Here is a 25,940-nt window from a genome sequence, read left to right as displayed (position 1 = left end):
GAGGAGGAGAAGTTCGATTAACTATTTGGGGTGAGCGGGCTTGTGTGGTGAGCGGGCTTGCCCCGCGCTGGGCTGCGAAGCAGCCCTAAAACCAGGCGACCTGTTTCTGACTGGAAACACGTGGTAACTGGGTTGGGGCCGCTTCGCGCCCCAGCGCGGGGCAAGCCCGCTCACCACAACAAGCCACCCCACACGTTGACCCGGTTATTTACTGGGCGTCAGGGTCAGCCTGGCCTTCCCATACACCTTCTCGAAGTTCTGCGGTTGCATCGGGAAGCTCAGGTATTGCGCCTTGAGCGACGGGTCGATGCCAGTGGCATAGTTCGGGCTGGCCGGGTTGCCGGACTGGCCGATGCCGCCCTGGCCCATCATCGGTTCCGCCTGGCCGAAGTCGACAATCATGCGCAGCGCCGGCACTTGGGTGGTGGTGAAGTCCTGGCCCCAGCTGTAGGGCGCCGGGTTCAAGGTGTTGTGGTCACCACCGGACGCCAGTGGGCCGCGAATCACCTGGCCATTGATGTTTTTCCAGGTGGTGGTGTGCAGTTTGCCCCACTGCCAGGCCTTGTGGTCGGCACCCAACTGGCTGTCACCGACGCTGATCGCGGCGGCGAGGCTGCGGGCTAGAATGGCCGGTTTGTCTTCTTTCTGCGGGGTGCGCACGTCATCCCAGAACGGGCTGTCTTCACGGCCCAGCAAGTGGTCGGCCTGGGCGGCGTAGGACAGGCTGGCGTTGCTGACAAACGCCTTCCAGCTGGCGCTGTTTTCCGGGCCGAGTTCGTCGAGGAAGATCTGCTTGGTGCTTTCCTGCAGGAACAGTTCGTAGAGCGCGGCGTCGGCGGAAGTGGCCACCAGACGACCGTCAAAAGCCATCAGGCGGCTCAGCGCTTCACGGGCCTTGGCCTGTTCGGCCGCCGGCAGCGCATCAATCGCCTGTTTCAGCGGCTGGGCCATGCCGGGCGTCTGGAACATAGTCTTGAGCTTGGCGGCGAACGTGGTGGTCTGGTCGTACTGCATGGCGATCATGCTACGGCTGTCATGCTTGCCGGCATTGGCCAGTTGCGCCAGGCGCTCGCTGCGCTCCGGGGCGTCCCAGGAGTTGGATAACTGCATGCCGTAACCGCGCGGCGCGGTGCGCTGGTTGGCGGTGCCGATCCAGCCTTGCGGCGGGTCTTGGTCATAGGGGTGCAGCATCGCGTCGGCGTAACCGTCCCAGTCGAAGCGTGTGTCCCAGCCCGGCGACGGCAACAGGCCTTCGCCTTCGCGGCGGTTGGGGAAGCGGCCGGTGACTTGCCAGCCAATGTTGCTGGCGTCGGCGAACACCATGTTCAGCGCGATGGCGCGAATCTCGCGGGTCGCGTCCGAGGCTTTACCGGCGTTTTGTGCGCGGGACAGGTCGAAGAACGCGTCCAGGCTCTTGTCGTCCTTGAAGTCGGCGGTTTGCAGGGCCAGGCCCAGGCCGGTGGTCAGCGCCTGGCTGCTGTTGAGCAGGGCGCCGTGGCGGGTTTCGTACACCACTTCGCGAATCGAGCGTTGGCCTTTGACGAAGAAGGTTTCGTTGCGCACGCCCGCCGGTAGCCATTTACCGTTGTTCTCGTAGTACAACGCGCTGCCCTGGCGTCTGACTTTTTCCAGGAACAGGTCCTGGGTGTCGCCCTTGACGGTGCTCATGCTCCACGCGACTTTGCCGTTGAAGCCGGACAACAGCGTCGGCAGGCCGGCAATCGAGGCGCCCACGGCCTGGTACTTGGGTGCGCGGATCTGCACGTAGCTCCAGGGCGACGGCGCTTGCGGCTGGGCGGCGAGGTCGCCCGCCAGCAGGCTTTTACCGCTGCGGCTGCGTTGCGGGCCGATCGCCCAGTTGCTCGAGGTGGTGACCGCCAGTGAATTGAGACTGCTCAGTTGCTGGCCAACCGCGTCCAGCCCGGCGAGCCCGGTGACCTGGCCCAGGTTGACGCCCTTGAGTTTCTCGGCCTCGGCCAGCGGGATCGCTTCATCCGGCGCGCTTGGTGTGAGCCAGGCCAGCTTGTCGACGCCGACTTTCTGCGCCAGCACCAGCGATGAAATTTCTTCCTGCAGGTTGGCCGACTCGCTGAAATTCAGCAGGCAGAACAGCAGCGCCGAATCTTCCGGCTTCCAGTACTCGGGCTTGTAGCCGGTCTGGGCCAGGTCCGGTGGCAGCTTGTCGCGGTAGCGGAACAGGTAGGCGTTGACGCCACGCGCATACACTTCAAAGAAGCGCTTGAGGCGTGGGCTGGAGGCGTTATACAGCTCGCCGGCGCTTTTCTTAAGGTTGACCGCCCGCATGAAGCGGTCGACATCCAGTACGTCGGGTCCGGACATTTCCGCCAGGCGACCCTGGGCCAACAGGCGCAGGGTGACCATTTGGGTGATGCGGTCGCTGGCGTGCACGTAACCGAGGCTGAACAGCGCGTCATGGAAGGTGTTGCTTTCGATCAGCGGCATGCCTTGGGCATTGCGGCGTACCGATACGTTCTGCGCCAGGCCTTTGATCGGCTGTACGCCGGCAACAGGGGGCAGGGTGTCCTGGGTGCTCTGGAGCTGGCAACCGGCCAGGCTTAATGCACTGGCCACTGCCGCGGCAACGCCGAACCGGGGAAGAAAATGTGAGAGGGCTGGCGAGGCCATGGCAAAGCTCCTGCGGGGGTAGCGTCAGTAAAGGCGCTACGTTAGTGAGCGCGGCGGGACGACGCAAGCGGGAGTTTTGGCAATTGCGTGAGATCGTGAGACGGACACACAACAATGTGGGAGAGGGCACGCCTCCTCCCACATTTGAACGAGTGGAATGTAAAAATTGATCAGGCCTTTGGCGGGTTCACTTTCTGCACCAGTTCATATGCCCGAACCGTCGCCGGCCGTTCCTTGATGCTGTTGAACCAGCGCTGCACGTGTGGGAAATCTTCCAGGCGCTGGCTCTGCCACTTGTGGGAAACAATCCATGGGTAGATCGCCATGTCGGCAATGCTGTAGTCCTCACCCGCCACGAACGCACGACCGGCCAGACGCCGGTCCAGCACGCCGTAAAGACGCGCGGTTTCCTCCACATAGCGCTTGATCGCGTAAGGAATTTTCTCCGGCGCGAACTGGCTGAAGTGATGATTCTGGCCCGCCATCGGCCCCAGGCCGCCCATTTGCCAGAACAGCCATTGCAACGCTTCCTGGCGACCGCGCAGGTCTTTTGGGATGAACTGGCCGGTTTTTTCCGCGAGGTACAAAAGGATCGCGCCGGATTCAAACAGCGAAATCGGCGCGCCGCCGTCGGTCGGGTTCTGATCGACGATGGCGGGAATGCGGTTGTTGGGAGCGATCTTCAGGAAGTCAGGCTTGAACTGGTCGCCCTGGCCAATATTGATCGGGTGCACCTTATAGGGCAGGCCGGCTTCTTCCAGGAACAACGATACTTTGTGGCCGTTGGGGGTGGTCCAGTAATACAAGTCGATCATGAAGCTCTCCAAAAGTGGTGATGCTTGAGCGGATGCCTGTAGGTATAGGTAATGTTGGGTGTGCGAAAATTCAATGAAACATTTGCGCATACCCTTAGAAGCCAATCACACGGCGCCATCCACCAACGCCTGCAGCGACTGCTGCGAGCACCGCTCGATACGCACCTGCACGCCATACACCTCGGCAAACAGCGCCGGGTCCGGCAGCATCACCTGGGGGCGGCGCGCAAGGCCGCGCACTGCTGGCTGAACGTTCGGCTAGTGGGGGGGAAGTGGGGTTGTTTTTGCGGCGAGCGGGCTTGCTGTAGTGAGCGGGCTTGCCCCGCGCTGGGGCGCGAAGCGGCCCTAAAACCTGAGGTTGGGTTGTGTCTGAGAGACCGCGTTGAATGTGTTGGGGCTGCTGCGCAGCCCAGCGCGGGGCAAGCCCGCTCACCACAGGAAGCCCGCTCACCACAGCAAGCCCGCTCCTACAGGGTCAGGGCATTAAGCCCCGTGGCACTTCTTGAATTTCTTCTCGCTGCCGCAGGGGCAAGGATCGTTGCGACCAACGTCCTTCAAGGCATTGCGCACCGGCTCCTGGTGGGCGTGGCCGCAGTTCGGGCCGTGGACATGGCCGTGGTCGTGATCATGGTGATCGTGATCGTGGTTGCAGTCAGGACCATGGACATGGGGTTGCTGAGTCATCGATGTCGCTCCGGAATAAAATCGCCGGGGATTATCTCGCCATTGTGGTTCACCTGCACGTCATAACCGATGAATAATCCGGTTTTCAGCTCACCCTCCAGGCGATAGGGCACGGGCCGGTCGGGTTTTTTCAACATCTGCACCACATCACGGATCTGCGGCCAGAGGTTAGTGCGCACCGACACCCGGAAAAACTTATGACTGCGCGGCGGTACGGTCAACCATTCGTTGGACTCGCCCTCGGTGAGCACGAAGTCGCCCAGGGTGACCTTGTAGATCAGGCCGCGCACGGTCAGGTCGGCGTCGTCGCGGTTGTCCACGCGAAAGTACAGCTTGAACTTCTGCTCCAGCAGCTTGGCGCGCACCACCTCGACTTTCACCAAGGAGACGTGAGGAGGGGGCGAATCGTCTTCGAACCACGACGCGCAGCCGGTGAGGGTGAGGGTTAACGCCAGCATCAAGCTGTACATTCGAAGCATGGCGTGAGTCCTGTCGTGGTTAGAGGTAGCTGGAGCAGCACTTCTTGAATTTCTGCCCACTGCCGCACAGGCAGGCATCATTGCGCCCGACCTTCACTTCCACCGTCGGGTCGATGAAGTACCAGCGCCCGTCATTCTGTACGAAAGAGGACTGCTCGCGGTGGCTATGTTCACCGGTGCTGTCATGCCAGCGCGCGGTGAAGGTCACGAACGCGTGTTCCGGCTGGCCGCCGAACACCTCGGAGCTTTCCACCTCAAGGCCGAGCCAGGTGCTCTGGGCACTCCAGGCACCGATGGCATGGCGGTCCAGGCCCGCCTGTTGCGCGGGCAAAGTAGTAGCCACTAGATAGTCGACCAGGCCCAGCACATAGGCGCTGTAGCGCGAGCGCATCAACGCGGTGGCGCAGGGCGCCGGGTGCCCGGCGTGATAATGGCCGCAGCAGGCATCCAGCAGGTTGCCACTGCCGCAGGGGCAAATGGATGTACTCATCGGGTTACCACCAATACTTTCCAAAGTTTTCCGGGTTGGCCCAAAAGCGGGCGTTGAGCCAGTCCGGCACCTGTTTATAGTCAAGCAGATCGTAGGTAAACAGCGTCAGAACCTGCTCGTCACGCTGGAAACGCTCGCCGGCCTGCAGGGCCAGGGAGAAGAAGTCGGTGTCCTTCCAGTCGCAGGCGCCCAGGTCCACCAGCACCGCAATGCGGCTGGCGTTGAGGTTACGGATGCCGCCCAGCAGGGTCAGGCCTTGCGGTTTTGACAGGTGCTCAAGGCAATCGACCACCAGTGCCAGGTCAAAACGCTGCGCCGCCAGCTCCGCCGGCAGTGGCCCGGGTGGGGCGAGGGCTACCTGGGTGTCGGGGTGCGCCGCCTGAAAAGCCTCCAGCGCCGGGAACTGGCTGGCGCCCAACAGCAGCAGGCGTTTGGGCTGGTGCAAGTCGAGCAAGGCGGCCAGGGCTTGCTGGGGTGTACGGGCAGAAATACCGGCGGTCATCAGAGATCCTCACATCAGGACCGTAGAGACTAGCGCGGCTGAGCGTGTGGGCCTAGAGCGGGTGGCAGTGAAAAGTCCGACAAAAGCGACGAGCCTCAATGAATACGGGGCCGCGGCGTAGTGGCGCAGATGAAAAGAGCCGTCTTTACTCCACCCATCGGCCCCCGCCGATCCCCTCAGGAGAAATCAGATGAGCATCATGCGGACAGCTCTACCCTTGGTTCTGCTAACCGGAGTATTGACAGGTTGCGCAGGCTTGCAAAAAACCGATTGGCCCACCTGCGCCGCGGTTGGCGGCGTGACCGGCGCGGCGATCGGTGCCACTGAAAGCTCGGCCTACGCAGGCTACGGCGCGTTGCTGGTCGGCGGCATGGCCGGTGCCTATTGCTGGGTGCACGGCGATGGCGACGAGGACGGCGACGGCGTGCCGGACAGCCGCGATAAGTGCCCGGGCACGCCGAAAGGTGTGCAGGTAGATGCCGACGGTTGCCCACCCGCACCGCCACCGGTGGTGGTTGAGGAAGTCGTGGTGGTCAAGGAGGAAACCATCGTGATTCGTGATGTGCACTTCCAGTTTGATTCGGCCCAGTTGACGGCAGCGGATAAAACCAAGCTCGATACCGTCGCCACGCGCTTGAAACAGGAAGCCCCTGGCGCCCAACTGCGGGTCAGTGGCCACACCGACAGCGTCGGCAAAGATGCCTACAACCAAAGGCTCTCGGAAAAACGCGCCCATTCGGTCACCGATTACCTGATCGGCGCCGGTGTGCCGCGCAGCAACTTTGTCTCGGTGACCGGCGCGGGCGAGAGCCATCCGGTAGCCGACAACAAAACCGCTGAAGGCCGCGCCTTGAACCGCCGCACGGAAATCCAGATCAACCGCTGACGGCCCTTGCCCCTGTGGGATCCACAGGGGCATTGCTGCCAATCCTCCCCCTTTATTAACTTTTTTGATCCTTCACTGGCAAAGCGCCCGTGGAAGTCGTTACTGTGCGTCCAAAGAAAAAATCAGAAATAAGTCAGGAGCCCCATGATGCGTAAGGTTTTTCTGTTGGCCCTGTTGGTCAGCCCCGTTGCCCTGGCCCAGAGCGTCAGTGTTGAAACCAACTCGCTGATGCGCCTGCCCAGCAGCACCAGTGTGTTGCAGCTGGAGCGCCTGGACGTGGCGGACTACGGCACCTTGCTGATTCCGGCCACCATCAGCCAGGTCACGGTGGATGAGCTGCATTTGGGCCGCGACGCCCGCATCGCCATTGTGCCCGGCAACACCGCACTGCAATTGCAGGTGCGCCATGCGCAGTTGGACCACGGCAGCCAGATCACCTCACGCGGCGCTCCCGGTACCCATGAAAAACCTGCCAAGGCCGGGCGTGACCTGACCTTGCGCATCAATTCCCTGGCCGCTGAAGAACTCTCGGTAGACGCCCGTGGCGGTGCCGGTGCCCAAGGTTATGCCGGTCTGGATGGCGCCAATGGCGAAGATCCGGGTTGCACGTGGGGCTCGGCCGGTCGTGGTGCCAATGGTGATAACGGCGGCGATGGTTTGCCCGGCGCGGCCGGTGCGCAGGTGCGGGTTGAGTTGCCGCAGGACTTCCCCGCGCAGCAGATCAAGGTGTGGGTGGACGGTGGCCCCGGTGGCCTGGCGGGCACGGCGGGTAAACCGGGTCGCGGCGGCGAGTCCAAGGGCTGCCTGGTGTACCGCGCCGACGGTGGCGAGAAAGGCCGCCCAGGGTTGGAAGGGCAGCCGGGGCCTGCTGGGCCAACGGGCACTGTGACTATCCAGCGGCTCTAAATCGGCTGGCCTGGCGCTATCGGGAGCAAGCCCCCTCCCACATTGGAATGCATTCCAAATGTGGGAGGGGGCTTGCCCCATAGCGGACTAACTGGTTGCCTCAGAACATCGGCCGGGCCGAAGCAATTGCCACCACCAACAACCCCACGATCAGATTGATTCCCACCAGCTTGCGAATCTGACCCAACGCAGCTGCACCCGCCGGCCAATCTTCGGCCGCCACCGCCTTGCGCAGTTCCGGGAATTTCAAGGCCTGAATGCGGATAAACAGCGCCGTCATCACCAGGTACAAACCCATCATCACCTGCACATAACGCGGCGCCGTCTCAAAACCGCTGAAACGCAGTTGCAGCAGGCCCACACCGCTGATCGGCAAAACCAGCACCGCCACCCACACCCACACGAAAAAACGTTGAAACACATTCGCCCACAGTTTGAGCCGGGCAGGGCCTTCAAGTGCCGCCACTGCGGCGGGGCGCAGGATCATCCAGGCGAAAAACATACCGCCGACCCACACCAGGGCGGCCAATACATGCAGGGTGTAAGCGAGGCTAAACGCGGTCATTGTGGTACTCCGTTCTGCGCGGGATTAATTAGCGGGGTATGATAGCGGCCGATCCGAACCACTGAAAATTTATCCAGCGTTTTTTGCGCCCGACTATCCATGATCAGCACTGAACTCAAAACCACGATCCAGGGCGCCTATTCGCGTTTTCTCGAAGCCAAGAGCTTGAAACCGCGTTATGGCCAACGCCTGATGATCGCCGAAGTGGCCAAGGTCCTCGGGGATATCGACACCGACGACGAAGGTCGCCGCGAGGGTGAGCCCGCGGTCGTGGCCGTCGAGGCCGGCACCGGTACCGGCAAGACCGTGGCCTACAGCCTGGCCGCGATCCCGACCGCCAAGGCCGCCGGCAAGCGGCTGGTGATCGCCACCGCCACCGTCGCCCTGCAAGAGCAGATTGTCTACAAAGACTTGCCCGACCTGATGCGCAACAGCGGCCTCAACTTCACCTTCGCCCTGGCCAAGGGCCGTGGGCGCTACATGTGTCTGTCCAAGCTTGACGTGCTGTTGCAGGAAGGCCACGCGCAAACCGCTACGGCGTCGCTGTTTGAAGAAGAAGGCTTCAAGATCGAGGTGGATGAAGTCAGCCAGAAGCTGTTCACCAGCATGATCGAGAAACTGGCCGGTAATAAATGGGACGGTGACCGCGACAGCTGGCCCACCGCCCTGGAAGACGCCGATTGGGCGCGCTTGACCACCGACCACAGCCAATGCACCAACCGCCATTGCCCCAACTTCGGTCAATGCGCTTTTTATAAAGCCCGCGAAGGCATGGGCAAGGTCGATGTGATCGTCACCAACCACGACATGGTCCTGGCCGACCTGGCCCTGGGCGGCGGCGCTGTACTGCCCGACCCGCGCGATACCCTCTACGTCTTCGACGAAGGGCATCACCTTCCCGACAAGGCCATCGGCCACTTCGCCCACTACACACGCCTGCGCTCCACCGCCGACTGGCTGGAAACCACCGCCAAGAACCTCACCAAGTTGCTGGCCCAGCACCCGCTGCCCGGCGATCTGGGCAAGCTGATCGAACAGGTCCCGGAACTGGCGCGGGAGATCAAGACCCAGCAGCAGTTCATGTTCAGCGCCTGCGAGCAGGTAGCCGACTTCAAGCCCGGCGAAGACGTCGAGGGCCGTGAGCGGCCGCGTCACCGTTTCGTCGGCGGGTTGATCCCCGAGCACATGCGCGAAATGGGCATTGAGCTGAAGAAGGGCTTTTCACGCCTGACCGACTTGTTCACCCGCCTCACTGACCTGCTCAAAGAGGGCATGGACGGCGAGGTCAACATTGGTATCGCCAGCAACCAGGCCGAAGAATGGTATCCGCTGTTCGGCAGCCTGTTGTCGCGTTCCCAAGGTAACTGGGAGTTGTGGACCGCCTTCACCGTCGAAGACCCGGAAGACAACCCACCCATGGCGCGCTGGCTGACCCTGTCGGAAAGCGGCGCGTTGTTCGACATCGAGGTCAACGCCAGCCCGATCCTCGCGGCCGAAATGCTGCGGCGCAACCTGTGGAACGTAGCCTACGGCTGCCTGGTGACCTCGGCCACGCTGACCGCACTGGGTACCTTCGACCGTTTCCGCATGCGCGCCGGCCTGCCGAAAAAGGCCGTCACCGCGGTGGTGCCGAGCCCGTTTCATCACGCTGATGCGGGTGTGCTGCGGGTGCCGGACCTCAAGGCCGACCCACGGGATGCGCCAGCGCACACGGCGGCAATCATTCGTGACCTGCCGGGATTGGTGGAGGGTTCGCGCGGCACCCTGGTGCTCTTCTCTTCACGCAAACAGATGCAGGACGTGTTCGACGGCCTTGACCGTGACTGGCGCAAGCAGGTGTTTATCCAGGGCAACCTGTCCAAGCAGGAGACCCTGAACAAACACAAGGCGCGGGTGGACGGTGGGGACTCCAGCGTGTTGTTCGGCCTTGCGAGTTTCGCCGAAGGTGTCGACTTGCCCGGCGCCTACTGCGAACACGTGGTGATCGCCAAGATCCCGTTCTCGGTACCGGATGACCCGGTCGAGGCGGCCTTGGCCGAGTGGATCGAGGCTCGGGGCGGTAATCCGTTCATGGAAATCTCGGTGCCGGATGCTTCCTTGAAGCTGGTCCAGGCCTGCGGTCGCTTGCTGCGTACCGAAGAAGACCGGGGCACCATCACCTTGCTCGACCGCCGCCTGGTCACCCAACGCTATGGCAAGGCTATCCTCAATGCCTTGCCGCCGTTCAGGCGCGAAATTTCTTAAGCCACCGTGGGCGGATTCGCCCACTTCGTGGTCTATCTCAATTATGTCATCAGGCCATTCACCGGCCGTCTGGGAGAACCTTGTTCGTATGATTCGCACGCTGCCCGCCCTTTTTGCCTTGCTGTTCGCCGCGCCCTTGATGGCCGCGCCTGCTGGGCAACAGACCTTGTTCAACTTCGTCCGGCCTGCCGATGTGGTCAAGGTGGCGACCCAGGACGCCAGCCTGCCGCAGTACAACGCCGAACAAACGCCCGAAGGCGAAGTGCTGCGCCGCATCACCTTCAACGCGGCCGCCGAACCGAGCCTGGTCCTCAGCCCGCAAACCGGTACCTGGGACTGGTCCCAGTCGGGGGCCATGAGCCTGCGCATCCAGAGTGCGATGGACTGGGCGCTGACGCTCTACGTCAAGGTGCAGAGCAGTGATGGCCGTACCTTGGTCAGTCGCGTCGACCTGCCCGCCGGCCCGGCGCAGACGCTGTTGGTACCGCTGCAGGCCAACTCGCCGCTGAGCCAGGGCATGAAGGCCGGTCCGCCGATGCCGATCACCGTGGACGGCCAGCGCGTATTGCTCGCCAGCAGCGCGGGTGAGATCGACCGCAGCCAGGTGGTTTCAGTGACGTTGTCGATGATCAAGCCCAACGCCGCCCAAAGCATCCTGCTGGAGCGTTTCGGCGTGCAGGACAGCGAGCCGGTGCTGAAGGCCGCCTACAGCGAACTGGTGGATGCCTACGGTCAATCCACCCGTGCGCGCTGGCCGGAAAAAGTCAGCAGCGACGAGCAACTCAAGGCCGCCGCCGCCAAGGAGCAACAGCAACTGCAGGGCTGGCTGGCCACGCGGGATAAATCCGCCCTGGACCAATATGGCGGCTGGAGCAAAGGCCCGGCGTTCGACGCCAGCGGGTTTTTCCGCACCGAGAAGCGCGATGGGCGCTGGTACTTGGTGACGCCGGAGGGGCATCCGTTCTACTCCCTGGGCGTCAATACCGTGGCCCCGGACAACAGCCAGACCTACGTCGCCGGCCGTGAATGGATGTTCGGCGCGCTGCCTAAAGGCGGCGAACCCTTCGACAAGTATTACGGCAGCAGCGACAACCGCACTGGCAACGGCGCGGGCGAAGGGCGCAGCTTTGGTGCCGGGCGTTGGTATGACTTTTACGGCGCCAACCTGCAGCGCACTTATGGCGGTGAAGGGTTTGACCAGAAACGCTGGATGACGCACACCCTCGACCGCCTGCAAGCCTGGGGTTTTAACACCGTCGGCAACTGGAGCGACGAGAGCCTGGCCAGCGCTGACCGTGTGCCGTACACCTTGCCGCTGTCGATTGTCGGCGACTACGCCAGCATCAGTACCGGCACCGACTGGTGGGGCGGCATGCCCGACCCGTTCGACCCGCGCTTTGCCATGGCCACCGAACGCGCCGTGGCCATTGCGGCCCGCGATCATCGTGATGACCCGTGGTTGATTGGCTTCTTTGCCGACAACGAACTGGCCTGGGCCGGCCCTGGTGATGATCCCAAGTCCCGTTACGCCTTGGCCTACGGCACCCTGCGCATGACCACCGATGTGCCGGCCAAGCGTGCCTTCCTCAAGCAGCTGCGCGACAAGTACCGCAACGAAGAAGGCCTGTCGAAAGCCTGGGGCATCGAGTTGAAGGGCTGGGAGCTGATGGAAGACCCCGGCTTCGAGCCGCCGGTACCCAACCCCGAGCACCCGGAAATCGAAGCTGACTTCAAGTACTTCCAGAAGACGTTCGCGGATGCTTACTTCAAGACCCTCTCCGACTCGCTGAAATGGCACGCCCCCAACCACCTGCTGTTGGGCGGCCGGTATGCGGTCAGCACGCCGGAAGCCGTGGCCTCCTGCGCGCAGTACTGCGATGTGTTGAGCTTCAACATGTACACCCTCAAACCCCAGGACGGTTATGACTTCGCCGCTTTGCGGGCGTTGGACAAACCCGTGCTGATCACCGAATTCAACTTCGGCTCGGCCGACCGTGGGCCGTTCTGGGGCGGCGTGACGCAGTTGGCCAAGGAAGAAGACCGCGGCGCGGCCTATGGCAATTTCCTCAAGCAGGCCATGGCCGAACCCTCGATTGTCGGTGTGCACTGGTTCCAGTACCTGGACCAGCCGGTGACCGGGCGTTTGCTCGACGGCGAAAATGGCCACTTCGGCCTGGTGGGCATCACCGATGTACCGTTCCAGGGGTTTGTCGACAGTGTGCGCAAAAGCAATCTGGCGGCGGTTGATCAACTGGGCAAGGAAGCGGAAAAGGCCAAGGCGGCCGGCGCCGTGCGTGAACACGAAGGCGGCAGGGACGGGCACGACGGCAAAGGCGCGGGGCAGGGCGCCGGACATGCAGGCGGACACGCTGGGAATGGCCATTGATTGAGGGGTGACGGGTTCACAAAACCCGCCAGGGCTGGAACAATGTCGGCCACTTTTTGCTGTGTTTTCCGAGGGTGTTCAGGTGCAGATCCAGGGTCATTACGAACTCCAGTTCGAAGCGGTACGTGAAGCTTTCGCCGCGTTGTTCGAAGACCCGCAGGAGCGTGGTGCCGCGCTTTGCATCCAGATCGGCGGTGAAACCGTTGTCGACCTGTGGGCCGGCACCGCCGACAAGGACGGTGCCGAGGCCTGGCACAGCGATACCATCGTCAACCTGTTCTCCTGCACCAAGACCTTCACCGCCGTCACGGCCCTGCAATTGGTGGCCGAAGGCAAATTGCAACTTGATGCACCGGTCGCCCACTACTGGCCGGAATTTGCTGCGGCCGGGAAAGAGGCGATCACGCTGCGCCAGTTGCTCTGCCACCAGGCCGGGTTGCCGGCGATCCGCGAGATGCTGCCCACCGAAGCGCTCTACGACTGGCAACTGATGGTCGATACCCTGGCGGCCGAAGCCCCGTGGTGGACGCCAGGTCAAGGCCATGGCTACGAGGCGATCACCTACGGCTGGCTGGTTGGTGAGTTGTTGCGTCGTGCCGATGGGCGCGGGCCGGGAGAGTCCATCGTCGCGCGGGTTGCGCGGCCATTGGGGCTGGACTTCCATGTGGGCCTGGCGGATGAAGAGTTTTATCGCGTCGCCCATATAGCGCGCAGTAAAGGCAACATGGGCGATGAAGCCGCGCAACGTTTACTGCAAGTAATGATGCGTGAACCTGCGTCCATGACGACGCGTGCTTTTGCCAATCCCCCGTCTATTCTGACCAGCACTAATAAACCTGAATGGCGTCGCATGCAGCAGCCAGCGGCAAATGGTCACGGTAATGCGCGCAGCCTGGCGGGTTTTTATAGCGGATTGTTGGACGGTAGTTTGCTCGAAGCCGACATGCTTGAACAATTGACCCGCGAACACAGTATCGGGCCGGATAAAACATTATTGACCCAGACCCGTTTTGGCCTGGGCTGCATGTTGGACCAACCGCAACTGCCCAACGCCACCTTCGGCCTTGGCCCGCGTGCTTTCGGGCATCCCGGTGCCGGTGGTTCGGTCGGCTTTGCCGACCCTGAGCATGATGTAGCATTTGGTTTCGTGACTAATACATTGGGGCCTTACGTACTTATGGACCCACGGGCACAGAAGTTGGTCGGAATATTGGCCGGTTGTCTGTAAACCCCTTGCTGTTTCACGTTTTTTTGTTACAAAGGCAAGTATAAGAAGGCGCTGAACGAAATGATGTAACTTTAATGTTCTGTAAGCGTCTGTTTAATGGGTCACACAGACCCCCGTTTCTTTTCTCATTTTGTGGATATCTCATGTTATCGAACAAGTCCTTGGCACTGGCGCTATGCCTCACTATTACCGGCTGCGCACAAACTCCACAAAATGATGCCGAGGGCGGGCATTGGTGGTCATTTGGGTCTGATAAGGCCGCGACCAAAGATACAGTGACCCAAACCGACGCCAAGCCGGATGCCAAACCGGACGCCAAGCCAGCTGCTGGCGCCAAGCCTGCCGCACCGGTAGCAGCTGCCGCTGCTGCGCCGGCTCCGGCGCCTGCTGCCAAGGCCGATACCGGCTCCAGCTGGTGGCCGTTCTCTTCCAAGACCGCCGACGAAAAGGCCGCCGATGCCAAGGCCGACCTGAAAGCCGACCTCAAGGCCGCGGAACCTGCCCCTGCGGTCGCTAAGAACGACACTGAAACCCACTGGTGGTGGCCGTTCGAAAGCAAGCCCAAGCCACTGGCCAAGGTCGATGTGACCAACGTGCCGATGCCCGATCCGAAAATCACCCAAGCCTGGCTGGACGACTATGAGCCGCGTCTGCGCGCCGCCATCAAGGACAGCAACCTGCAACTTGAGCGTCGCGACAACGTGCTGGTGGTGATTGCCCCGGTAGACGGTTCCTACAACCCGAAACGTCCAGCGATGTTGCTGCCGGTCACCCTCGGTCCCTTCACTCGCGTCGCCAAGGCCGTTGAAGCCGATCCGAAGACCGCCGTACTGGTATTGGGGCACGTCGATGCCACCGGCACCGCCCCGGCCAGCCAGGCGTTGACCAAGGAACGTGCGCAATCCATCGCCTCGATCTTCAGCCTCAGCGGCTTGAAGCAGGATCGTCTGATGCTGCGTGGCATGGGCGACCTGATGCCACGTGCCGCCAACGACAGCAACCAGGGCCGTGCCCTGAACCGTCGTATGGAAATCATGTTCACCCAGCGCACCACCATGCTGGCGCTGCTGAGCAAGTATCAATCGGGCAAGACCCCGCCTGCCGCCGAAATGGTTGCGGTGCAGGACGTTCCAGCCCCGGCTCCGGCCGCCAAGGCCCCGGCCAAAAAGGCGCCTGCCAAGAAAGCCGCCGCCAAGCCAGCCGCTAAAAAAGCCCCGGCCAAGCCCGCTGCGAAAAAACCGGCTCCAGCCAAAGCCAAGGCCGCTGCACCGGCCACTGACCAGGCAAAAAACTGAGCCGCTGAACCACAAGGATAAAGCCGCATGACCCAGGCACTGGCCGATATGCGCCGTGACTACACACGGGATGGTTTGAGCGAGGCCCAGGCCCCGGACGAGCCGTTTGCCTTATTCCACCAGTGGTTTGCTGACGCGGTTAAGACCGAGCAGCCACCGGTGGAGGCCAATGCCATGACCTTGGCCACGGTCGACCAGGACGGTCGCCCGCACTGTCGCATCCTGTTGCTCAAGGGCCTGGACGCGCAGGGCTTTACCTTCTTCACCAACTATCAGAGTGCCAAGGGCCAACAGCTTGCGGCACGGCCGTTTGCGGCCATGACGTTTTTCTGGCCGACCCTGGAGCGCCAAGTGCGCATCGAGGGTCGGGTGGTCAAGGTGACCCCTGAGGAGTCGGACGCTTATTATCAGGTCCGTCCGCTGGGCAGCCGCCTGGGGGCATGGGCTTCTCCGCAGAGCCAGGTCATTCGTGACCGGGAAGAACTGCAGGACCTGCTCAAGGCCACCGAGCAACGTTTCAGCGATACCCAGCCCGATTGCCCGGAGCATTGGGGTGGCTATCGTTTGTTGCCCGAGCGCATCGAGTTCTGGCAAGGCCGCGCCAGCCGCCTGCATGATCGCCTGAACTACCGCCTGCAAGACTCCCAGTGGACGCGCGAGCGTCTGGCACCCTGAGCTGCACCTTTCGTCACTTCGCTTGAATGTTGCCCATCACCCTGAAGTCTCTTGGACAGAGACTTCAGGCGTGTATTGCTGTGCGGCATTCTTCAACCAGTGCGGCAAGTCTGCCCGTTTGATTTTCAACGTGCGGGCCCTCTCCAGCTGCTTGAGCATGAAGGCACGCTTGTGTAGATCATTGCCTGCCATGGACAGTGCGAGATCACGGTCCATCCAGCGCTTGATGCGCAGGTACAGCCAGCCGTGGAAATACAGGCCGGCAAGGGTTGTGACTACAATGATGAAGTAATCCATGAAGGTCCTGGCTACGAGAGAAGTGCTACCGTTCGTCGAGTTTTCTGGTGCGGGCAGTCTGTACTAAGGCTGAATGAAAGCAATTTTCTGTGGGGCTTGCCGTGACAGGCGTCAAGCCGCAGCGTCTAATGAACACCTGTCCTTTGGAGTTGATGCTATGCGTAAGTCCGTTTTACTGGTTGCCTGCTTTACCACCCTGTCGTTGCTGCTGGGTGGCTGCGCCTCGAGTCTGACCGGCGACTCGTACTCCCGTGACGAAGCGCGTCGTGTGCAGACCGTGCGCATGGGCACCATCGAATCCCTGCGTCCGGTGAAAATCGAAGGCACCAAGACCCCAATCGGCGGCGCTGCAGGCGCAGTCATCGGCGGCGTTGGCGGCAGCGCCATCGGCGGTGGCCGTGGCAGCATCGTGACCGCCGTGATCGGCGCCGTCGCCGGCGGCCTGCTGGGTTCGGCCACCGAAGAAGGCCTGACCCGCACCCAAGGTGTGGAAATCACCGTTCGCGAAGACGATGGCAGCATGCGCGCCTACGTGCAGGCCGTGCAGGAGAATGAAATCTTCCGCATCGGCGACCGCGTACGCATCATGACCGTTGATGGTACCAGCCGCGTTACGCGTTAAGCGCTGGTTGTAGAAACACAAAACCCCAGCCGGGTGACCGGTTGGGGTTTTTGGTTTTATGGGGTGTGGCCGGGTTGAACTGCAAAAAATGCAGGCAATAAAAAACCGCCTTGGTAAGGCGGTTTTTTATTGCGAACCCCATTATTGACGGGGCCGCGACTTCAAAGATGCATTGACCTGCATCCAAAGGCTCACGTGTTTCGGTAAGTGCGCTGGAGGTAAGGCCCAGCGTTAGGAGGGCCGAGTATGTCCAAGTTTGCACGACCTGTGGCGAGGCAGCTTGCTCCCGCTGGGGCGCGAAGCGGCCCCTGTTGGGTAAGCGATATAGCACCACAATCGCGGTAAACGCTCTGGGGCCGCTGCGCAGCCCAGCGGGAGCAAGCTCCCTCGCCACAGTGAGTATGCTTCGTCGGGCGTATCAGGCCTTCTTGCGACTCGCCATTGCCGTCACCGCATAACCCATACACGCCGCCAGTATCGAACCGGTCAAAATTCCCATCCGGTCCTCACCCGCGAACTCGCTGGCACCCGGCACAAATGCCAGCGAACCCACAAACAGGCTCATGGTAAAGCCGATACCGCACAGGATCGCCACACCAAACACCTGGCCCCAGTTTGCGCCGTTGGGCAGGGCGGCGATGCCGGTCTTGATGGCCAGCCAAGTGAGCCCGAACACACCAACGGTCTTGCCGATCAACAGGCCCGCGGCGATGCCCATAGGCACATGGTGAGTGAAGCTTTCCAGGCTGACGCCGGTCAGGGACACCCCGGCGTTGGCGAAGGCAAACAGCGGCAGGATGGCGTAGGCCACCCATGGGTGCAGGGCGTGCTCCAGCGTGAGCAATGGCGACGGCTCGGCGTTCTTGGTGCGCATCGGGATGCAGAACGCCAATGTGACACCCGCCAGTGTGGCGTGAACACCGCTCTTGAGTACGCACACCCACAGGATCAGCCCAATAATCAGGTACGGTCCGAGCTTGATCACACCCAGGCGGTTCATCGCGATCAAGGCAATCAAGCAAGCACCTGCACCTGCCAGTGCGGCACCGGACAGGTCGGCGGAATAGAAAATAGCGATCACGATGATCGCGCCCAGGTCGTCAATGATCGCCAGGGTCATCAGGAACAGTTTCAGCGACACCGGCACGCGCTTGCCCAGCAGGGCGAGGACGCCGAGGGCGAATGCAATGTCGGTGGCCATGGGGATCGCCCAGCCGGAAAGCGCAGCCGGGTAGTCCTTGTTGATCGCCCAATAGATCAGGGCCGGCACGACCATGCCGCCGATGGCCGCTGCGCCTGGCAACACCACTTGCGAGGGTTTCGACAGGTGGCCGTCGAGCAACTCGCGCTTGACCTCCAGGCCGATCAACAGGAAAAACAAGGCCATCAGGCCATCGTTGATCCATAGCAGGGCTGGCTTGGCGATTTTCAACGCGCCAATCTGTGCCACCACCGGTACATCGAGATACGCGTTGTACAGATGTGACAAAGGCGAGTTGTTAATAATCAGCGCCAGCGCCGCAGCCGCGATCAATAACAGGCCACTGGCGGCTTCCAGCTGGAAGAAACGGGTGAAAGTGCTACGCAGAGCCAAGGGATGCTCTCCAATCCAGATTCAATAGGTGGGTACCCTAACCCGTACCGTTAGTTGTTAAAACAAAAGTTATATTCTTATTTGTTATAAGCGGCGCGCTGGGATGAGGTTGTGCTTAAGCCTAGCAATTGTGTGTCCAAACGTGCCGTTACTGTACCTGTGTGGCGTGTAGGAAACCCCCTAGAATCGAAGCCGAAATCCTTAGAGAAAACCTCCATGAGCGACCACCGTCCCTGGGCCCGCGAAGCCATTCGCATCATTGAAGCCGACTTCCAGCGCAGCGCCGACACGCACCTGATCCCCTTGCCGTTGCCGGGATTGCCGGGTATCGAGTTGTATTTCAAGGACGAGTCCAGCCACCCCACCGGCAGCCTCAAGCATCGACTCGCGCGCTCGCTGTTCCTGTATGCGCTGTGCAATGGCTGGCTCAAGCCGGGGGCGCCGGTGATTGAGGCGTCCAGCGGGTCGACGGCGATTTCCGAAGCCTACTTTGCGCGCCTGCTGGGTTTGCCGTTTATTGCGGTGATGCCGGCCACCACCTCCCAGGAAAAAATCGCGCAGATTGCCTTCTATGGCGGCAAGAGCCACCTGGTGCAGGATCCGACGCAGATCTACGCTGAGTCCGAACGCCTGGCCCAGGAAAGCGGCGGGCATTTCATGGACCAGTTCACCTACGCCGAGCGCGCCACCGACTGGCGAGCGAACAACAATATCGCCGAGTCGATCTTCCAGCAGATGCGCTTCGAGCAGCATCCGGAACCGAGCTGGTTGATCTCCAGCCCCGGCACCGGCGGCACCACCGCGACCCTCGGTCGCTACGTGCGCTACCGCCAGCATTGCACCCGCGTGCTGTGCGCCGATGCCGAGCGATCGGTGTTTTTTGATTTTTATCAGAGTGGCGATGCGAGCTTGCGCCTGGACTGCGGTTCGCGCATCGAAGGCATTGGCCGGCCACGGGTCGAGGCGTCGTTTTTGCCCAAGGTGATTGATGCGATGGTCAAGGTGCCGGATGCGTTGTCGCTGGCGGCCATGCATTACCTGGCCGAGCGGCTGGGGCGACGGGTCGGCGGTTCCAGTGGGACCAACCTGATTGGCGCGCTGGTGGCGGCGCAGCAAATGAAAGCGGCAGGGGAGTCGGGTTCGATCGTGGCGATCTTGTGTGATGGGGGCGAGCGCTACGCCACGACCTACTACGACCCGGCGTGGCTGGCGGGGCAGGGGTATGAATTGGACGGTTTGATTGCGGCTGTTGCGGCCAGTGTTGAGCGGGGTGAGCCGTTGCCCGACACGATCTTGCGCGCAAATATCTGACCCGGCACAAAGCAAAATGTGGGAGGGGGCTTGCCCCCTCCCACATTTGGATCGCGGTGTTTTAGGCTTCGATGCCCAACATATCCCGGGCCAATGCCTCGGCAATCCGAATCCCATCCACACCCGCCGACAGAATCCCACCGGCATAACCCGCACCTTCACCGGCCGGGAACAGGCCTTTCACGTTCAAGCTCTGCATCGATTCGTTGCGGGTAATCCGCAGCGGCGATGAGGTACGCGTCTCGATACCGGTCAACACCGCATCGTGCAGCGAGTAGCCCTTGATCTGCTTCTCGAACGCAGGCAACGCTTCGCGGATCGCCTCGATGGCGAAGTCCGGCAAGGCCAGGGCGAGGTCACCCAGGGACACGCCAGGTTTGTAGGACGGTTCCACACTGCCTATCGCCGTGGACGGCTTGCCGGCGATGAAATCACCGACCAACTGCGCGGGAGCCTCATAGGTGCTGCCGCCGAGAATGTAGGCGTGGGACTCCAGGCGCTCCTGCAATTCGATACCTGCCAGCGGGCCACCCGGATAATCCACCTCAGGCGTGATGCCGACCACGATGCCGGAGTTGGCATTGCGCTCGTTACGCGAGTACTGGCTCATGCCATTGGTCACGACGCGGTTCGGCTCTGACGTGGCTGCCACCACGGTACCGCCTGGGCACATGCAAAAACTGTAGACCGAGCGGCCGTTCTTGGCGTGGTGCACCAGCTTGTAGTCGGCAGCGCCGAGCTTCGGGTGCCCGGCATACTTACCCAGGCGTGCGGCGTCGATCAGCGATTGCGGGTGTTCAATGCGGAAGCCCACCGAGAACGGCTTGGCTTCCATGTACACGCCACGACCATGGAGCATGCGGAAGGTGTCGCGGGCGCTGTGGCCCAGGGCCAGGATCACGTGCTTGGAGAGGATTTGCTCGTCGCCATCGACGACCACGCCGTTCAATTGGCCGTCTTCGATCAGTACGTCGGTCACCCGCTGTTCGAAGCGCACTTCACCGCCGAGGGCGATGATTTGCTCGCGCATGTTTTCTACCACGCCGGTCAGGCGGAACGTGCCGATGTGTGGTTTGCTGACGTAAAGGATTTCTTCCGGCGCGCCGGCCTTGACGAACTCGTGCAGGACTTTGCGACCGTGGAATTTCGGGTCCTTGATCTGGCTGTACAGCTTGCCGTCGGAAAAGGTCCCGGCGCCGCCTTCACCGAACTGCACGTTGGACTCGGGGTTGAGCACACTTTTGCGCCACAGGCCCCAGGTGTCCTTGGTGCGCTGGCGCACTTCCTTGCCGCGCTCGAGGATGATCGGCTTGAAGCCCATCTGCGCCAGCAACAGCCCGGCGAAGATCCCGCAGGGGCCGAAGCCGACGACGATAGGGCGTTCTGTCAGGCCTTGCGGCGCATGGCCCACGACTTTGTAGCTGACGTCCGGTGCGGTGTTGACGTTGCGGTCATCGGCGAACTTGAGCAGCAGGGCGGCTTCGCCTTTCACGTTCAAGTCGATGGTGTAGATGAAGCACAACTCCGACGACTTCTTGCGGGCGTCGTAGCTGCGCTTGAACAGGGTGAAGTCGAGCAGGTCATCGCTGGCGATGCCCAGGCGTTGCACGATGGCAGGCCGCAGGTCCTCTTCAGGATGGTCGATGGGCAGCTTGAGTTCGGTGATTCGTAACATGACAGGATCCGGTGGGCGGCGGGCAATGAGGCCGGCTGTTTTGCAAACCGGCGATTATAAGCCCCAAAGGCCGTTTCCCGTCAGGTTAAAAAAGCACAGGGGCCCAGTCAGTCGTCGCGCGAACCGCCAAACGCTGCGCAACCCCGTTGCACCTGGCCGTTGACGCGCAACTCGGCGCTCATGTGCTGCAGGCTGCCGCTGACCGGGTCGACGCAACGCTGCGGGGCTACCCACAGTTCGACTTTCTGGTTGTTGGCTTCGGTCATGAGGTTGAAGCGGCCTTCGCCGATTTGCTCTTCCACATAAGGCACCGCCAGTGGCGGCTGGCCTTCGCGCTGCAGCACCATGCCCTTGGCGGTGACGTTCATCGACCAGGCCGGGTTGTGGCCATTGGCGCGCAGGATCGTGCGTTTGAAGTCCGGGTCGTTGCAGGCCGAGGTCGAGCGCTCCATGCGGTAGAGCTGTTGCAGGTCCACGCTGCCCTGGGTGCCGCTGGCAACGCCGGAGAACTGGCCACGCAGGTCAGCGAACAGCGCACCTTGCTGGCCGGCCAAGGAGGCCGCCTCCTGCAGGACGCTGGTGCCGCTGGTGTCGTTGACCACGTAGTTGCGTTTGTCGTTGCACGGCTGGAACAACAGTTTGCCGCCGACCGCCGTGAGTTCGCCCTGCATACGGGTCAGTCCCGCGAGAGAGGGCTTTGCCGGCTCGCTGTCGAACATCTGGCAGGCGGCGAACAGGGGAAGCAAGGCAAACAGGGCAAGGCTATGGGCGGCACGCATTATCGGGTCTCCAGACAAGTGCCGCCACGTTACGCAGACCTGCGTTGCATCACAACCCCGGTCGCCAGCTTCAGTCAATTCCGACAGGCATCCGATTTAACCAACGATAAAGGTCTGACCCGTCTGCAAGCCTTCGACACTTTTCGCGTAGGCCAATGCCACCTCGGCTCCGGGCGCCGGTTTGTAGCCACGAAAGTACGGCGCATAGCTGCCCATGGCTTCCAACAGTACGGTCGGGCTGACGGAGTTGACGCGCAGGCCGCGCGGCAATTCGATTGCGGCGGCTTTTACGAAGGCGTCAATGGCGCCATTGACCAACGAAGCCGAAGCGCCTGTGCGGATCGGGTCGCGGTTGAGAATGCCGCTGGTGAAGGTAAACGAGGCGCCGTCGTTGGCATATTCACGCCCGATCAGCAGCAGGTTGACTTGGCCCATCAGCTTGTCACGCAGGCCCAGCTCGAAGTCGCTTTCGCGCATGTCGCCCAGCGGCACGAAGTTCACGCTGCCGGCTGCGCAGATCAGGGCATCGAACTTGCCGGTCTGTTCGAACAGTGTACGGATTGAGGCGCTGTCGCTGATATCCACCCGGAAGTCGCCGCCGCTGCGGCCGATGCTGATCACTTCGTGACGCTGAGAGAGTTCGGTCTTGACCGCCGAGCCAATCGTGCCGCTGGCGCCAATCAATAGGATTTTCATGGTGCTGTTCCTCCAGGGGTTAAGTGAAGGGTCAGTCTAGAGTGGCTTTTTCGATGGATAAACGTGCTAATAGGCAACCTTTGGTTTTCAAATGGAAACAATCCGTGAGCGAGATGGATGATCTGGCGGCCTTTGCCGTACTGATAGAAGCCGGTAGTTTCACCCTGGCCGCCGAGCAACTGGGCTGCAGCAAAGGGCAGCTGTCCAAGCGGATCAGCCAGTTGGAGGCGCAGTTTTCCGTGGTATTGCTGCACCGCACCACGCGCAAACTCAGCCTGACTGCTGCGGGTGCGGCATTGCTGCCCCAGGCCCAGGCATTGGTGGTGCAAGTGGATCGCGCCCGCCAGGCACTGGCTCGGCTTAAGGATGACCTGGCCGGGCCTGTGCGTATGACGGTTCCGGTGTCGCTGGGCGAAACCTTTTTCGATGGCTTGTTACTGGAGTTTTCCAAACAGTATCCGCAGGTGCAGATCGAGCTGGAGCTCAACAACCGCTACCGTGATCTGGCCCGGGACGGCTTTGACCTGGGCGTACGCTCAGGCGCGATTGAAAACGAGCGCCTGGTGGCCAAGCCGTTGCTGGCCTGGCATGAGATGACCTGCGCCAGCCCGGCCTACCTCGAGCACTATGGCGAACCCGAGACGCCGGCTGACCTGGCCGCGCATATCTGCCTGCTCAACAGTCACTACAGCGGTCGCGAGGAGTGGTTGTACCACCAGCAGCACGAATTGTTGCGGGTGCGGGTCAGTGGCACCTTTGCCTCCAATCACTACAACCTGTTGAAAAAGGCCGCGCTGGTGGGCGCGGGTATCGCGCGCCTGCCATCCTATGTACTGCCGGCGGAATTGGCTGACGGCCGATTGCGTTGGCTCCTGCGCGATTATCAGACGCGGAGCATGCCGATGTACCTGGTGCACCCCTATCAGGGCGGCCTGCCGCGTCGCACCCAGGTGTTGGCCGACTACCTGGTGGATTGGTTCAAGCGCAGTGGCGAGGCGTTGGATCGGCTTTAAGCGTAGCGACGGGCGATCAGGTGATCGATGGATACGCGCCCCGGCCCTTTGGCCATCAGCAGTAACAGCAGCGCAATCCAGGTGCCATGAGTCGGGTAGGCGTCCGGGTAGACAAACAGCTGAATCACCAGGGTCATGCCGATCAGGGCCAAGGCCGAAAAGCGCGTGGCGAACCCGACGAGGATCAGCACCGGGAAAAAGTGCTCGGCAAACGCAGCCATAGGTGCCGCCACTTCAGGCGAAAGCAGCGGCACATGGTATTCACTGCGAAACAGCGGCAGTGTCGAAGCCGCCAGTTTCGGTGTGCCGAGCTGGAAAGTACCGCTGATCAAATCAATGGCAAAGCCTTCGACTTTGGTTTGCCCGGATTTCCAGAACACCGCGGCAATGGAAAAGCGCGCGACAAAGGCAATCAGGCTGTAGGGAATTTGTTCGAAGAGTTGGATGACCCGTTTGATCAGGTATGAAGGGTGAGTGTTCATGGCGATACCTTGTGTTTTAGATGCAAATGAGTGATGGCGCTGTGGCTGATCAGCAGCGTGAGGCATCGGTGCAGATCGAAGTCGGGTGACGCATCGAGCGCGTGTTCCACGGCTTTTTCTAAGGTCAGGCCTTGGGCCAGGCTGTTGATAAACGCCACTGAACTTCGATTGATGGCGAAAACCTTGACCTCCAGGCCGTGGCGCAATACCAGCGCACTCTGGGCGTTCCACGGGTCCAGGGTCGCCAGGCCGCCCTCGGTCTGGTGCGCCGCCCACACCGTCACGACCGCATACGCGGAGTCCAGGGTGCCCACGGACGGGTGCAGTTGCAGGCGCAGCGCTCCCAGGTCTGCTTGATCTTGCAATGCCAGCAGCACGGCCTGTTGATCCAAGGGGGGGCTGTCGCTCGCGTGATACGCGCAAACCCGCAAGCGTTCCAGGCGGGCAATATCTGCCAGGTAGGGCACGCTGGCCGCCGGTTCGAAGCCCTGGATGAAATCGGCGAGCGTGCTGCCGTACTCACTGATCAATGGGCTGGTCGGCGCGTGCCCCTGGACGTAGACGCTCGCCATTGCGCGAAAGAATTCATCGCCCACCAGTTGCAGCGTCACCGGGTATGCCGTCACCAATGCGTTGATCAACGCGCTGTGCACATTGTTGCGGTATACCGCGAAGCGACTGGCTGGATCGGCACCGTTACTGCTGAACAAACCATCCGGACACGCCTGTTCCGGCGCCAGCAAGGCCGCGGTGAAGTCGTCATGAAGGCTCATGGGATCACCTGTGAAAGATGCCAGTCGGCCTGTTCAGCTTCCGTCAGCAGCACGCTGAACGCCGGCAACTGATTGTCCCGTTCGATCAGCGTCGCCATCGGGCCGATGCGTGCCAGTACTTGTTCGTAGAGCTGCCACACGGCGTTATCGATGGGCGAACCGTGGTCATCGATCAACAGGCGGTCGCCCAGGCTGTCAGCGTCTTCGGCGAAACCGGCCAGATGAACTTCACCCACGGCGTGCAACGGCAGGGCATCGATGTAGGCGAGTGGGTTGAGCTGGTGGTTGATGCACGACACGTAGACGTTGTTCACATCCAGCAACAGGCCGCACCCGGTACGGCGAATGATCTCGCTTATGAAATCGGTCTCGTCCAGGGTTGAGCGTTGGAACTGCAGGTAGGTCGACGGGTTCTCCAGCAGCATCGGCCGCTTGAGGGTGCTCTGTACCTGGTCCACGTGTTCGCACACCCGTTGCAGGGTGGCGCTGTCGTAGGCCAGGGGCAACAGGTCATTGAGGAACACCGGGCCGTGGCTGGACCACGCCAGGTGTTCGGAAAAGGAGTGGGGTTGATAGCGCTCGATCAGCGTGGCCAACCGCGTCAAGTGCTCACGGTTCAGCGGTCCTTCGCCCCCGATGGACAGGCCTACGCCGTGCAATGACAGCGGGTACTGCTCGCGGATCAGCCCCAGGTAGTGATGAAACGGGCCGCCGGCCACCATGTAGTTTTCGGCATGCACTTCAAAAAAACCGATATCGGGTGCGGTTTCGAGCACTTCAACGAAGTGCTCGTGCTTGAGCCCTAGCCCGGCCCTGCGTGGGAGGCCGGGCGCCTGAGCCTGGGAGACGGCTTGCAGGGATGAAAGAGTCATCATCAGTACTCAGGTTTCGCGAGGG

The 25,940-nt window shown here is 61.7% G+C and carries 25 protein-coding genes and 1 pseudogene; 10 read left to right on the top strand and 16 right to left on the bottom strand.

Features of this window, described 5'->3' with window-relative positions; translation table 11 throughout:
• Window positions 1-204: 204 nt before the first annotated feature.
• From AC3ZU9_RS18925 to AC3ZU9_RS18895, 7 genes and pseudogenes are all read right to left on the bottom strand, one after another.
• Entirely contained in the window at window positions 205-2,646 is a 2,442-nt protein-coding gene (locus tag AC3ZU9_RS18925; protein WP_122809878.1) for a penicillin acylase family protein, read from the bottom strand.
• A gap of 170 nt (window positions 2,647-2,816) precedes the next feature.
• Complete coding sequence (locus tag AC3ZU9_RS18920) at window positions 2,817-3,461, bottom strand: glutathione S-transferase N-terminal domain-containing protein (RefSeq protein WP_012722629.1); 645 nt, start codon at window positions 3,459-3,461, stop codon at window positions 2,817-2,819.
• A 105-nt stretch (window positions 3,462-3,566) separates the two neighbouring features.
• Window positions 3,567-3,662 (bottom strand): annotated as a pseudogene (locus tag AC3ZU9_RS18915) (ABC transporter ATP-binding protein); the annotation flags it as partial.
• 282 nt (window positions 3,663-3,944) lie between these two features.
• Entirely contained in the window at window positions 3,945-4,145 is a 201-nt protein-coding gene (locus AC3ZU9_RS18910; protein ID WP_003189235.1) for an SEC-C metal-binding domain-containing protein, read from the bottom strand.
• Window positions 4,142-4,624 carry an LEA/WHy family protein gene (locus AC3ZU9_RS18905; RefSeq protein WP_012722630.1) on the bottom strand — a complete coding sequence of 161 codons (483 nt, stop codon included), beginning with the start codon at window positions 4,622-4,624 and terminating at the stop codon, window positions 4,142-4,144. Before AC3ZU9_RS18905 ends, AC3ZU9_RS18910 begins: the two co-directional genes overlap by 4 nt.
• A gap of 19 nt (window positions 4,625-4,643) precedes the next feature.
• On the bottom strand, window positions 4,644-5,114 hold the full coding sequence (locus tag AC3ZU9_RS18900) for a YchJ family protein (protein WP_012722631.1): 471 nt from the start codon (window positions 5,112-5,114) through the stop codon (window positions 4,644-4,646).
• 4 nt (window positions 5,115-5,118) lie between these two features.
• Entirely contained in the window at window positions 5,119-5,616 is a 498-nt protein-coding gene (locus AC3ZU9_RS18895; protein WP_012722632.1) for a DUF6231 family protein, read from the bottom strand.
• A gap of 190 nt (window positions 5,617-5,806) precedes the next feature.
• Between AC3ZU9_RS18895 and AC3ZU9_RS18890 the strand changes: the two genes are divergently transcribed.
• Both AC3ZU9_RS18890 and AC3ZU9_RS18885 read left to right on the top strand, forming a co-directional pair.
• The gene (locus AC3ZU9_RS18890) at window positions 5,807-6,502 is read left to right on the top strand and encodes a PA1041 family peptidoglycan-binding anchor lipoprotein (RefSeq protein WP_064054979.1); all 696 of its coding nucleotides are present in this window, start codon (window positions 5,807-5,809) and stop codon (window positions 6,500-6,502) included.
• Window positions 6,503-6,649: 147 nt separating this feature from the next.
• Window positions 6,650-7,408 carry a collagen-like protein gene (locus AC3ZU9_RS18885; RefSeq protein WP_490091170.1) on the top strand — a complete coding sequence of 253 codons (759 nt, stop codon included), beginning with the start codon at window positions 6,650-6,652 and terminating at the stop codon, window positions 7,406-7,408.
• Window positions 7,409-7,508: 100 nt separating this feature from the next.
• On the opposite strand, the gene AC3ZU9_RS18880 is transcribed toward AC3ZU9_RS18885, so the two are convergent.
• On the bottom strand, window positions 7,509-7,973 hold the full coding sequence (locus AC3ZU9_RS18880) for a CopD family protein (RefSeq protein ID WP_046036647.1): 465 nt from the start codon (window positions 7,971-7,973) through the stop codon (window positions 7,509-7,511).
• A 99-nt stretch (window positions 7,974-8,072) separates the two neighbouring features.
• Between AC3ZU9_RS18880 and dinG the strand changes: the two genes are divergently transcribed.
• The 5 genes from dinG to pdxH all read left to right on the top strand — a co-directional run bounded on the left by dinG (window position 8,073) and on the right by pdxH (window position 15,801).
• Window positions 8,073-10,217 carry an ATP-dependent DNA helicase DinG gene (gene dinG, locus AC3ZU9_RS18875; protein WP_012722636.1) on the top strand — a complete coding sequence of 715 codons (2,145 nt, stop codon included), beginning with the start codon at window positions 8,073-8,075 and terminating at the stop codon, window positions 10,215-10,217.
• Window positions 10,218-10,305: 88 nt separating this feature from the next.
• A complete protein-coding gene (locus AC3ZU9_RS18870) occupies window positions 10,306-12,603 on the top strand; it encodes a beta-galactosidase (RefSeq protein ID WP_490091169.1) in 2,298 nt (765 codons plus the stop codon).
• Window positions 12,604-12,685: 82 nt separating this feature from the next.
• The gene (locus tag AC3ZU9_RS18865) at window positions 12,686-13,831 is read left to right on the top strand and encodes an EstA family serine hydrolase (protein ID WP_012722638.1); all 1,146 of its coding nucleotides are present in this window, start codon (window positions 12,686-12,688) and stop codon (window positions 13,829-13,831) included.
• Window positions 13,832-13,974: 143 nt separating this feature from the next.
• Window positions 13,975-15,126 carry an OmpA family protein gene (locus AC3ZU9_RS18860; RefSeq protein ID WP_093544019.1) on the top strand — a complete coding sequence of 384 codons (1,152 nt, stop codon included), beginning with the start codon at window positions 13,975-13,977 and terminating at the stop codon, window positions 15,124-15,126.
• Window positions 15,127-15,153: 27 nt separating this feature from the next.
• Complete coding sequence (gene pdxH, locus AC3ZU9_RS18855) at window positions 15,154-15,801, top strand: pyridoxamine 5'-phosphate oxidase (protein WP_012722640.1); 648 nt, start codon at window positions 15,154-15,156, stop codon at window positions 15,799-15,801.
• 36 nt (window positions 15,802-15,837) lie between these two features.
• Here the strand turns inward: pdxH and AC3ZU9_RS18850 are convergent, their stop codons facing one another.
• A complete protein-coding gene (locus AC3ZU9_RS18850) occupies window positions 15,838-16,098 on the bottom strand; it encodes a hypothetical protein (protein ID WP_012722641.1) in 261 nt (86 codons plus the stop codon).
• A 157-nt stretch (window positions 16,099-16,255) separates the two neighbouring features.
• Here AC3ZU9_RS18850 and AC3ZU9_RS18845 point away from each other — a divergent pair, with 157 nt between their 5' ends.
• On the top strand, window positions 16,256-16,720 hold the full coding sequence (locus AC3ZU9_RS18845) for an outer membrane lipoprotein (RefSeq protein ID WP_003189251.1): 465 nt from the start codon (window positions 16,256-16,258) through the stop codon (window positions 16,718-16,720).
• A gap of 418 nt (window positions 16,721-17,138) precedes the next feature.
• Here AC3ZU9_RS18845 and nhaA read toward each other — a convergent pair whose 3' ends face one another.
• On the bottom strand, window positions 17,139-18,314 hold the full coding sequence (nhaA, locus tag AC3ZU9_RS18840) for a Na+/H+ antiporter NhaA (protein ID WP_490091168.1): 1,176 nt from the start codon (window positions 18,312-18,314) through the stop codon (window positions 17,139-17,141).
• Between the two features lie 216 nt (window positions 18,315-18,530).
• Here nhaA and AC3ZU9_RS18835 point away from each other — a divergent pair, with 216 nt between their 5' ends.
• Window positions 18,531-19,625 (top strand): PLP-dependent cysteine synthase family protein, encoded by a 1,095-nt coding sequence (locus AC3ZU9_RS18835; protein ID WP_046036652.1) that lies wholly within the window; start codon window positions 18,531-18,533, stop codon window positions 19,623-19,625.
• Window positions 19,626-19,686: 61 nt separating this feature from the next.
• Here the strand turns inward: AC3ZU9_RS18835 and AC3ZU9_RS18830 are convergent, their stop codons facing one another.
• The 3 genes from AC3ZU9_RS18830 to AC3ZU9_RS18820 form a co-directional block, all read right to left on the bottom strand.
• Window positions 19,687-21,300, bottom strand: a complete 1,614-nt coding sequence (locus AC3ZU9_RS18830; protein ID WP_093544011.1) for an NAD(P)/FAD-dependent oxidoreductase — start codon at window positions 21,298-21,300, stop codon at window positions 19,687-19,689.
• Window positions 21,301-21,407: 107 nt separating this feature from the next.
• Window positions 21,408-22,079 (bottom strand): COG3650 family protein, encoded by a 672-nt coding sequence (locus tag AC3ZU9_RS18825; protein ID WP_012722645.1) that lies wholly within the window; start codon window positions 22,077-22,079, stop codon window positions 21,408-21,410.
• Window positions 22,080-22,175: 96 nt separating this feature from the next.
• On the bottom strand, window positions 22,176-22,775 hold the full coding sequence (locus tag AC3ZU9_RS18820) for a short chain dehydrogenase (protein ID WP_012722646.1): 600 nt from the start codon (window positions 22,773-22,775) through the stop codon (window positions 22,176-22,178).
• 104 nt (window positions 22,776-22,879) lie between these two features.
• Here AC3ZU9_RS18820 and AC3ZU9_RS18815 point away from each other — a divergent pair, with 104 nt between their 5' ends.
• Window positions 22,880-23,788 (top strand): LysR family transcriptional regulator, encoded by a 909-nt coding sequence (locus AC3ZU9_RS18815; protein ID WP_012722647.1) that lies wholly within the window; start codon window positions 22,880-22,882, stop codon window positions 23,786-23,788.
• Here AC3ZU9_RS18815 and AC3ZU9_RS18810 read toward each other — a convergent pair.
• The 3 genes from AC3ZU9_RS18810 to bufB are packed head-to-tail and all read right to left on the bottom strand — an operon-like array spanning window position 23,785 to window position 25,918.
• A complete protein-coding gene (locus AC3ZU9_RS18810) occupies window positions 23,785-24,270 on the bottom strand; it encodes a DoxX family protein (RefSeq protein WP_093544009.1) in 486 nt (161 codons plus the stop codon). The genes AC3ZU9_RS18815 and AC3ZU9_RS18810 overlap by 4 nt on opposite strands.
• Window positions 24,267-25,043 carry an HvfC/BufC N-terminal domain-containing protein gene (locus AC3ZU9_RS18805; RefSeq protein ID WP_490091167.1) on the bottom strand — a complete coding sequence of 259 codons (777 nt, stop codon included), beginning with the start codon at window positions 25,041-25,043 and terminating at the stop codon, window positions 24,267-24,269. The genes AC3ZU9_RS18810 and AC3ZU9_RS18805 overlap by 4 nt, the downstream gene beginning before the upstream one ends.
• A complete protein-coding gene (gene bufB, locus AC3ZU9_RS18800) occupies window positions 25,040-25,918 on the bottom strand; it encodes an MNIO family bufferin maturase (protein ID WP_490091166.1) in 879 nt (292 codons plus the stop codon). Before bufB ends, AC3ZU9_RS18805 begins: the two co-directional genes overlap by 4 nt.
• Between the last annotated feature and the right edge of the window lie 22 nt (window positions 25,919-25,940).

The organism is Pseudomonas sp. A39 (assembly GCF_058145955.1).
This window is presented reverse-complemented; position numbering and strand designations above follow the sequence as displayed.